At 38.3% G+C, this 9,344-nt stretch carries 10 protein-coding genes; 8 read left to right on the top strand and 2 right to left on the bottom strand.

What is annotated here, in order from left to right:
- The first annotated feature begins 179 nt into the window (after window positions 1–179).
- From FC093_RS23115 to FC093_RS23095, 5 genes are all read left to right on the top strand, one after another.
- On the top strand, window positions 180–518 hold the full coding sequence (locus tag FC093_RS23115; RefSeq protein ID WP_137264193.1) for a hypothetical protein: 339 nt from the start codon (window positions 180–182) through the stop codon (window positions 516–518).
- Between the two features lie 251 nt (window positions 519–769).
- Window positions 770–1,177 (top strand): fasciclin domain-containing protein, encoded by a 408-nt coding sequence (locus FC093_RS23110; protein ID WP_137264192.1) that lies wholly within the window; start codon window positions 770–772, stop codon window positions 1,175–1,177.
- Between the two features lie 400 nt (window positions 1,178–1,577).
- On the top strand, window positions 1,578–2,783 hold the full coding sequence (locus tag FC093_RS23105) for a glycosyltransferase (RefSeq protein WP_137264191.1): 1,206 nt from the start codon (window positions 1,578–1,580) through the stop codon (window positions 2,781–2,783).
- Window positions 2,784–2,799: 16 nt separating this feature from the next.
- Window positions 2,800–3,882 (top strand): glycoside hydrolase family 88 protein, encoded by a 1,083-nt coding sequence (locus FC093_RS23100; RefSeq protein WP_137264190.1) that lies wholly within the window; start codon window positions 2,800–2,802, stop codon window positions 3,880–3,882.
- Window positions 3,879–4,898 (top strand): glycosyltransferase family 4 protein, encoded by a 1,020-nt coding sequence (locus tag FC093_RS23095; protein WP_137264189.1) that lies wholly within the window; start codon window positions 3,879–3,881, stop codon window positions 4,896–4,898. The genes FC093_RS23100 and FC093_RS23095 overlap by 4 nt, the downstream gene beginning before the upstream one ends.
- A 47-nt stretch (window positions 4,899–4,945) precedes the next feature.
- Here the strand turns inward: FC093_RS23095 and FC093_RS23090 are convergent, their stop codons facing one another.
- Window positions 4,946–6,406: a glycoside hydrolase family 130 protein gene (locus FC093_RS23090; protein WP_137264188.1), complete on the bottom strand. Its 1,461-nt coding sequence runs from the start codon at window positions 6,404–6,406 to the stop codon at window positions 4,946–4,948.
- 322 nt (window positions 6,407–6,728) lie between these two features.
- Between FC093_RS23090 and FC093_RS23085 the strand changes: the two genes are divergently transcribed.
- The 3 genes from FC093_RS23085 (at window position 6,729) to FC093_RS23075 (ending at window position 7,847) form a co-directional block, all read left to right on the top strand.
- Window positions 6,729–7,025, top strand: a complete 297-nt coding sequence (locus FC093_RS23085; RefSeq protein WP_137264187.1) for an RNA recognition motif domain-containing protein — start codon at window positions 6,729–6,731, stop codon at window positions 7,023–7,025.
- A gap of 52 nt (window positions 7,026–7,077) precedes the next feature.
- Window positions 7,078–7,377, top strand: a complete 300-nt coding sequence (locus FC093_RS23080; RefSeq protein WP_137264186.1) for a hypothetical protein — start codon at window positions 7,078–7,080, stop codon at window positions 7,375–7,377.
- Window positions 7,378–7,574: 197 nt separating this feature from the next.
- On the top strand, window positions 7,575–7,847 hold the full coding sequence (locus tag FC093_RS23075; protein WP_137264185.1) for an RNA recognition motif domain-containing protein: 273 nt from the start codon (window positions 7,575–7,577) through the stop codon (window positions 7,845–7,847).
- Window positions 7,848–7,986: 139 nt separating this feature from the next.
- Here the strand turns inward: FC093_RS23075 and FC093_RS23070 are convergent, their stop codons facing one another.
- Window positions 7,987–8,868 (bottom strand): cupin-like domain-containing protein, encoded by an 882-nt coding sequence (locus FC093_RS23070; protein WP_137264184.1) that lies wholly within the window; start codon window positions 8,866–8,868, stop codon window positions 7,987–7,989.
- Between the last annotated feature and the right edge of the window lie 476 nt (window positions 8,869–9,344).

Genomic DNA, 9,344 nt, shown 5'->3' with positions numbered 1-9,344 from the left:
TTCCTGCCTATTCAAACAAACTATTCATTATTTATGTAAAAGAGGGTTTGTTTATCTAACACCATTTATTAGATGTATATTTATAGGGAAAGTGCACCTTGTAATTATTCCAGCTTCTGACACAGTTTCAATTTTACATCTGCACGGTTTGGTAATTTACAGTGTCAGTAAAACATATAATGATGAAACAGTACCAGGTGTACAGTATTAACGATGCAGATCAGTTTGATGCCAATGATTACTTAACAATAACAGATGAAGTAGCATTTATTCTAAAGCAAACAGCAGGTATGCTGCCGGCATATAAAGAAGATATTATCGTTTCTTATTTGAAAGATCATGCTATTAAGAATACATGGATTACTGCTAATCCTCTGCTTGCAAAACTGGTAAGCTCCAATGTTTTGCCTACAGCTGATATTGAAGCGCTGTTTGATGCTTCACGCAACAACCAAACTTTTCGAACACAATTCGAAGCTTTCCTGAAAAATAAATTACAGGCTACGGTAAGCAGTTAAACCTACTATGTTGCTATTGCTTTATACGGCGATGAAATAATCAATTACATAACATGTTGGTTAAAACAAAGTGCATATTCATACTCAAATAAAGCATCATCCTTCTGTACAATTTAGTCTATTTCCTTTGTACAATAAATGTATTGTTTTGAAATGTCTTTGGTGAAAAGCAAATCCTTAACACCTACACTGGTTTATTAAGCTTACCTTTCACTGCTGCCCGTTACTTTTCGGGCACGTAAATCAAATACATGCCAAATATTCCCGAAGTTGTAAGAAACGAAAAAACGTTAAAAACATTAGATAAAGGAGTTACCGCGTCTAGCTTAGGTAAGTTTTTAAGAGGCAGAGGACCTTATACTGTTTTTGCGCCTTCAGACAGTGCATTTAATAAACTGGGCAAGGATAATGTTGAAGAACTGTTGAAACCTGAAAACAAGCTACGGCTTGATGAATTTTTAAATCGGCACATTATTGGGCATAGGATTAATTTTAAAGACCTGAAAGATGGCGATAAGTTGAAAACCATGGCAGGTAAAGAAGTAACAGTTACGGTAAAGGGTAAAAAAGTAAGTATAGACAGTGCTGTTATACTTATCCCCGATGTGCAGTCATCAAATGGCGTTATACATAAGCTGGATTCTGTACTGATCAATTAGTTCAAATTCTTATAAGCACCAGTCACTCACCGCTGCTTTTTTATAAGCAATATTTATTGTTGTTCTTTAAAGAACTATCGTAACGTTCAGCCATTGGCTAATAGTTTAAGGTAGTATAAGCAGCATATCCTTTGTACTTCATCAGATGCATACAAATAGATATGCTGGTGTGTGCCTGTAATCACAATATTTAGTGGATTATCTCAACTGCCAATTTATTCAACTACCTTTATAGTGTTGCAGATTGCTTTTGATGCTATTTCTTACTCCACTTACAAGCAATCTTCTCTTTTATTTTTATTTCCTGTTTAGCAAACAGATTATAGAATGTAAGGTATCGGATCAATGGCATGCCTTATACCACCGCTTTTACTTTTTTGTAAACTAATTAATTTAAAATATGTTTATTTCCAATTATAAAACAAAAATTCTTTTTGTAAGCACTTTTCCTCCCAGAAAGTGCGGAATAGCCTCCTTTACACAAGACCTGGTGAATGCCATTGACCACGAAGTAACAGACGACATAGGCATTGACGTTTGCGCCTTAGATAAACAAAAGAATAAAAAGCTTTATACCGGAGAACCTGTAAGTATGGTAATGGATAGTTACCAACTGGATGTGTGTATCGAAACGGCAAAGAAAATCAATACAGATCCATGCATCAAACTGATTTGCATAGAACATGAATTTGGTTTGTACGGCGGCGAATTGGGCGAATATTTACTAGGCTTTTTATCATTACTTGATAAACCTTTTATCATTCGGTTCCATACGGTGCTTCCCGCGCCTAACAACAAAATGCTGAAGATTGTGCAGTCTATAACATTGCTGGCAGATAAGATAATTGTAATGACTAAACATTCTGCCCGGTTATTAAAGGACGACTATGAAGTGAGCCTGGATAAAATAATGATTATACCGCATGGCACACATGCGAATAGTACGACGAATAAAGATGAATTAAAGCGCAATTACGACCTTGTTAACAGGCAGGTACTTACAACGTTTGGATTGTTGAGCCCTAATAAAGGCATTGAAGAAGGCATACTGGCAATGAAGGAAATCAGTGTTGCATTTCCCCAATCGATTTATCTTGTTTTAGGGCAAACGCACCCTAATTTGCTGGAGCAGGAAGGTGAAAAATACCGCAACTATTTGCAGCAGTTAATAACAGATAATGATTTGGAATATAATGTAAGATTGATTAATGAATATGTGCCTACCAAAGAATTAATGGAATATTTAGCACTTACAGATATTTACCTCTTTACCTCTAAAGATCCCAACCAGGCAGTAAGTGGCACTTTCTTGTATGCAATGAGCGCCAGCTGTCCTATAATTTCCAATTCATTTGTTTTAGCTAAAGAAATGCTGGATGAAAAAACCGGTGTTATACTTACAACAAACAGCGAAGGTGAACTGGCCAAACATGCCATTCGCATTCTGCAAAATCCACAGCTGCAAAAGGAGATGAGCAACAATGCCTATTTAAAAACAAGAAATACCACCTGGGAAAAAGTAGGTCAAAAACATGCAAAACTGTTTTACAACATTTTGGATGCACCCATTCTTACCCCAAAGGAATCTGACCTCTACATTAATTAAGTTTAAAACATATTTTATGCAATCAGCAGCACAAGTGAAACCATTAAAAGGCACTTTAGAGTTAAAGCATTTACCGGAAGTTAAATTCTCTCATATCAGAAACATGACAGATGATACGGGGATTATTCAGCATGCCATCTTTAATATTCCAAACAGAAAAGAAGGCTATTGTATAGACGATAATGCTCGGGCTTTATTGTTATGCGTACTGGCTGGTAAGGACAAAAGCAACGAATTAGACCCAGACTTGTTGCAGGTGTATCTTAGCTTTATCCATTACATGCAAACTCCCAATGGTGAGTTCAAAAACTTTATGAGTTATACTAAAGTTGCGGAGGAAGAAAGAGGTTCAGAAGATTCATTCGGCAGAACAATGATGGCACTTGGCTTTCTTGCCAACGAAGCACCTTCCAGATCACTGAGCAGAACGGGCGTAGAACTGTTCACCAAGGCATATTGCCATATTGAAAAGCTCCGTTCCATACGAGGTATTGCTAACTCTATTATTGGCGTTTGCCAGTTTATAAAGTTTAATTATCCTGATGACATCAAAAGAGATTTGGTTATTCAGCTTGCTAACCAAATGGTAAGTATGTACGAGGACAATAAACGTGCAAAATGGCATTGGTTTGAGCCGGTGCTTACCTATGATAATGCCATCTTACCACTTGCTCTGTTGAATGCATACGAAATAACCTCTGATGAAGCTTACCTGACTGTTGCATTTGAAGCAATGGACTTTTTAGAATCAAAGGTATTTCATAATGGCGTGCTGAGCCCCATTGGAAATGAAGGCTGGCTGGAACGTGGAAAAACGGCTGCACAATTTGACCAGCAAGGCATTGATGCCATGGCAATGGTGCTGTTTTATCAGCAGGCTTACCGGGTAACACGCGATGAAAAGTACTTAGTTCGTATGTATAAAAGCTATCAATGGTTTTTGGGTAAAAATGATCTTGGTTTATCATTATACGATGAAAGCACCGGTGGCTGCGCAGATGGGCTGCATAGCACGGGAATCAACCTTAATCAAGGTGCTGAAAGCACGTTAGCTTATTGGATATCACATATTATAGTGGCATCTACATTTAAAGAATGAAAGTAGCAATCTTAGCCCCGGTTACCTGGCGCACACCGCCCAGAAATTATGGCCCATGGGAGCAAGTGGCTTCTGTATTAACAGAAGGATTGGTAAAAGAAGGAATAGATGTGACCTTATTTGCAACAGGTGATTCCATTACCACTGCAAGGCTCCAATCGGTTTGTGAAAACCCGTTGGGAGAATATCCCGCTGATGCAAAAGTTGCGGAATGTCTGCATATTTCAAACCTGATGGAACAGGCGGAATCCTTTGATATTATACACAATCACTTTGATTTTCTTCCGCTTACTTATAGCAGTTTAGTCCGCACACCTTTTATTACCACTATACATGGGTTTTCTTCGGAAGAGATTGTTCCGGTATATAAAAAGTATAATGCATACAATCGCTATGTTTCCATTAGCAACAGCGACCGGCATCCTGATTTAAAGTACATGGATACGGTGTATAACGGATTGGATGAACAGCAATTTCATGAAGGCGTTGGGAAAGGTGATTACCTGCTGTATTTTGGAAGAATTCATCCACACAAAGGAGCATATGAAGCTATACAGATAGCTAAACAATCCAATAAGAAATTAATTCTTTGCGGGCTGATACAAGACCAAACTTATTTTGATAAAAAGGTGGCGCCTTACCTGAATGATTCCTCTGTTATTTACATGGGTAACGCAGGTCCAAAACAGCGCAACCAACTGTTAGGAGATGCATTTGCGCTATTACACCCTATTTCTTTTGAAGAGCCTTTTGGATTAAGTGTAGCAGAAGCTATGCTATGCGGCACGCCCGTAATTGCTTTTGAAAGAGGCTCCATGAAAGAGTTGATTATTGATGGCAAAACCGGATTTCTGGTGCACACTATTGAAGAAGCTGTTATTGCTGTTAATAAAATCAATACTATCTCCCGATGTGAATGCCACAAACATGCAATGAGCAAATTCAGCAGTAAGGTGATGACGGCAAGCTATATAGAATTGTATGAACAAATTATAAGGAATGCGAATAGTCTTTGATTATTGCATTACAATCTTACCTGTATGTAATGCTTTTAACTTCTCACTCAATCATCGCTCATTATTGCCTCCAATAATTCTGTAACCAGCACAGAGGCAAAGGAAGAAGCATAATCAGATACTGCATATGGTATGATTAATTTATCGCCATGAATTATGGAACCGCAGGAGTATACTACATTCGGCACATAACCGTTTCTTTCCTCCTCATTAGGCATGAGCAGTGGCTCTTTTAAACGCCCCAATTCAATCGTTGGATCAGCCAGATCGAACAAGCTTGCACCCAGGCAATATTTACGCATTGGACCTACGCCATGCGTAATCACCAGCCATCCTGCTTCTGTTTCAATAGGAGCGCCTGCATTGCCTATCTGTACCAGTTCCCAGGCGTACTTAGGCTGTTGCAACAATATTGCTTCTTCCCATACATGTATATCGTCCGAAAACATGATGTAATTGTTGATTCCATCAATGCGGGAAAGCATTACATATTGCCCGTTGATCTTTCTGGGGAACAATGCCAGATTTTTATTAATTGCAGCTTTTCCATGCAGTGGCTTTATTTTAAAATGACAGAAATCTGTAGTAATAATAAGTTGTGGCAGAATAAAAGAACCATCATAAGCAGTATAAGTAGCGATATAGTTAAACGTGCCATCGTCTTCTCTAAACTTTACAAATCTTGCATCCTCTATTCCATTTTTCTCTATAATCGTTACCGGAAAGATAACCCGCTCCGATAGCAGCGAATCAGCAGGAAACTGCAATTCATAGCTGGTATTTACCCTGCTAAGAATCTCATATTTAAGCCTGGTTTTCTCGGTAGCCGATTCTATTTTCATCAATGCATTCTTCAACACTACTTCTATCTCTTTATACGAAAAAGTATCCTGCAACTGGCATAAGATGGCAGGGAGAATATCTTCCGGCAATACCATTTGCGATAGTACATTTTCAAAATTTATTTTATTGTCTTTATACAGCTCGGTAACAATTCCTTCGCCGAGAAATGAACCGGATGGTTCAAAATAAATCATTCCGCTTTCATCCAAAGTGCCTCGCTTAAACACAATGGAAGAGATATGGCTTTCGCCGGTAGCCCGGAAACTTACAATAACTTTTTTCTGTCCATAACCTGCACCATCCTGCTTTGGATCTTCTACAATGGAGGGGTTAAACAACGCTGCTGCTTCTATGGAGTATTCCATGGTGAAATAGGAGCCAATCAGCAGTTTCTTCTTTTCAGCTAAAGCATCCGGCGCTTTATCTGCCAGTAAATATTTTATTAAGTTGAAATGCTTCAAAAAGATAGCCTGAATGTTTCTGTAACGGCCAGAAAACTCCCTGAATATATGGTTTAATAAAGCCTCCACTTCCTCGTCATCCATCTGCAATACTTTGTTTATTAGCAGGAGCGATCGCTCATTCCCGGTATTAAAGAATCTTGGAATTACTTTTTTATAATCAGGGTTCAGCCTTATGTTACTTCTTGTTACGATTAATGTCATGAATGTTATAGATGGATATTCGTTGAAGGTAGCTTATTAATAACACTAAATGGCTCCGATGATAACCATCCAGGGGTGTTTATTTAAAAGTTGTGATTTCCTTATTTATAAATGCTTATCGCAACCCGAGGTTAGCTGCATTAACAAGTACCGTCTGTAAAATAAATAGTCAATTAGTATCTAAATACACTATCTTTATTTCTTTCGTTTGAGTTCTGCACTTTGTAATTAATATGGCTCTCTGCAGCTACAACACCTGCCGCCAGTTACTTTCTTTACTACGTTCCTTTCTCAAATAGTTATTCAAACTATTTACTTTTTAATGAACATTTTTATTTCCAATTTAGGCTTTCATGTAGAAAGCAACGATTTAAAAGCATTTTTTGCGCCGTATGGAGAAGTTACTTCTTCTAAAGTTGTTACTGACAAAGAAACCGGCAGAAGCCTCAGGTATGGTTTTGTAGATATGCCTGATGAAGAAAGCGGTAAGGAAGCCATTAGCAAGTTGCATGGTAAAATGGTAGAAGGCAGATGCATGTCTGTTGGTATTTCAAAACCAAAAGATGCCAATAAGAACCAGCCTTTCACTAATAAACCGGCTCGTGCACTACGGTATTAACCCTGCAATGCAGACGGGTACATTTAAATACAACGGTATGAAACTTTAATTTATGAAATTTATAAAAGAGCATCTTACATGCAACAGTTACGAATGGAGCCTGAGTAACCAAACCGGAATGAGAGAAATGGTTCCTACACGCAACCGGTTTGACCGGTTTAATGGTAATTGCGTACTGCACATGCTGAACTTGTTTAACAAGTTTATTGCACACTTAACATTACAAGACGGGCAGCAGCTTGAATCAATGATAGCTAACGAATTACCACTTGCGTTAAGCAGTGAGCTATCGGTGTTTAACTGGCTGAAAGGAAAATACATTTATTCTAAACCTTTTTGCGAGTTGAAGTAATCACTTCCAGTGATTTTCTATGCAAGGCAATGCCATAGTTATGGTATTATTTTCCTTTTTACAACGGGTGGTAATGCTGTAAAAAACGATAGCTTTTAAGCGACGATCATCCATTAACTCAACAATTACCAAGATCGAAGCGCATTGCCTTTACTTAACTTTTAAGTCATTTAATCATCATTTTAATTTTTATACACATGAACATCTTTATTTCAGGCTTTAGCCTTCAGATGGATAGCAGACAATTAGAAAATTTATTTACACCCTTTGGTTCGGTTACTACCAGCAAAGTGATTATGGACAAAGAAACCGGCAGGAGCCGTGGTTTCGGATTTGTGGAAATGCCGGATGCGATTGCAGCTACGGAAGCCATGAGCAAGCTAAATGGCAAAGTAATAGAGGGCAAAGCGTTATCTGTAAATGAAGCGCGACCGAAAGACAACAATTCAGGAAGGAATAATTTTAGATAGTTTTATTAAGATAATTTAAGCAGATTTCTTGCATAATTCCATATACCAAAAGGCAGGCATTACAATGCCTGCCTTTTGGTTAAGTTGACGCAAACTGTAAAAATTATTCTTTTACTGCTTTTTACAGCTAAAAGAAAGACTATACTTCTATTTCCTTATCTGCAGCTTCAAATACTTTCTTTTGCTTCCAGTTATACCATTGCACCGGCATCGTCTTCTTCATAAGCGTATCTATATTACGCATGCCTACTACATTCCACGCACCTTTCAGCTTTCCTGCAATCGTATTATCGAAAGCACGTAAACTAATAGCGAAGCCACTTTCCAGGTATTCCATATGGTGCCAGTATCCACTGGGCATAAACAAGGTATCGCCATGTTCCAGGATAACCTCGTAACCCTTTGCCAGCTCTATTGCCGGAAATCTTTGCTTGTCAATTTTACTTTTATCTGCATCATAGTAATTACTGAAATCAGCTAAGCTTAATACTTCAAAAGGCTTACGGTAAAGTTTATACTGCTCCTTATTAGGAAACAGCAACACACGCTTTCTTCCTATAAACTGTGTATGAATGATGTGAGGAAGATCAATATCAAAGTGCATATGCGTGATAGAACCCTGACCACCGGCAAACATGGAGGGTAAGGCTTTTAAAAAGCCTTTTATATAATTGTCCGGCCAGGTAAAATCCTGTTTCAACTGAGGCGCGTGACTAAAAATGTTGAAGAAGAAAATACGCCATTGGGCCGGTCCTTTTCTTATCATATCTATGTATTCACCAAAAGTGGTGTAATCATCTGCTTTATTAATAGGCGTATAAGCATCACTTTTTACATTATTGTAAATACCCAGCTTCTTATTTCCGGCCACTTCTTTAAGGTAATCCCAGTCCCATTTCGTGAAAGCAGGCCATTGCCGTGCCATGCTTTGCATCACAACAGGAATTTTTGGGATGAAATACGTTTTCCTGAAATCTCCCGGGCTTATGTCGTTTACAACGTCTACAGGATGTAGTTGCATAGGGAACATTTAATTACAAATCTAATAAACAGGATGCTGCTATCATCATCTACAACCATTCCCTTTCTACATCTATGATTGATTTAACTAATTATACGTATAAAATCATTTGTCCTGTAACGTATTAGATGACAGTGCCGCCCTTCTGTTGTCTTCAACATATTGTCACTTTGGTTTATATCTGCAAATCATCCCAAAATAGTTGGAAATGGTGAGTTTCCTTCCTTGCAGACTTGTCGCCGCTATTTCCAGCAATGGACAAAAGAGGGAGTGATTAAAAGGATGTTGCGCACCCTCGGCTGCTTTCATGCCCGATAGAAGAAAGCGAAGAGACTATAGGAACAGACGGGTGGTGGAGCGCTTCCTTGCCTGGCTGCAGAACTTCAGAAGATGCTTAATCAGATATGAAAGAAGAACAGAAAACTTCCGCCATCCATTCTGCACTGCAAAGTGCTATAGCTATGATGCCACAACCC

The organism is Ilyomonas limi (assembly GCF_005233845.1).
In the GTDB taxonomy this organism is placed as follows: Bacteria; Bacteroidota; Bacteroidia; order Chitinophagales; family Chitinophagaceae; genus Ilyomonas; species Ilyomonas limi.
Note: the sequence above shows the minus strand (reverse complement) of the source record. Positions and strands in the feature narration are given on the sequence as shown.

Excerpts from the sequence above, each read along its gene's own strand:
- FC093_RS23115 (WP_137264193.1), top strand. The coding sequence starts at position 180 with ATGATGAAACAGTACCAGGTGTACAGTATTAACGATGCAGATCAGTTT.
- FC093_RS23110 (WP_137264192.1), top strand. The coding sequence starts at position 770 with ATGCCAAATATTCCCGAAGTTGTAAGAAACGAAAAAACGTTAAAAACA.
- FC093_RS23105 (WP_137264191.1), top strand. The coding sequence starts at position 1,578 with ATGTTTATTTCCAATTATAAAACAAAAATTCTTTTTGTAAGCACTTTT.
- FC093_RS23100 (WP_137264190.1), top strand. The coding sequence starts at position 2,800 with ATGCAATCAGCAGCACAAGTGAAACCATTAAAAGGCACTTTAGAGTTA.
- FC093_RS23095 (WP_137264189.1), top strand. The coding sequence starts at position 3,879 with ATGAAAGTAGCAATCTTAGCCCCGGTTACCTGGCGCACACCGCCCAGA.
- FC093_RS23090 (WP_137264188.1), bottom strand. The coding sequence starts at position 6,406 with ATGACATTAATCGTAACAAGAAGTAACATAAGGCTGAACCCTGATTAT.
- FC093_RS23085 (WP_137264187.1), top strand. The coding sequence starts at position 6,729 with ATGAACATTTTTATTTCCAATTTAGGCTTTCATGTAGAAAGCAACGAT.
- FC093_RS23080 (WP_137264186.1), top strand. The coding sequence starts at position 7,078 with ATGAAATTTATAAAAGAGCATCTTACATGCAACAGTTACGAATGGAGC.
- FC093_RS23075 (WP_137264185.1), top strand. The coding sequence starts at position 7,575 with ATGAACATCTTTATTTCAGGCTTTAGCCTTCAGATGGATAGCAGACAA.
- FC093_RS23070 (WP_137264184.1), bottom strand. The coding sequence starts at position 8,868 with ATGCAACTACATCCTGTAGACGTTGTAAACGACATAAGCCCGGGAGAT.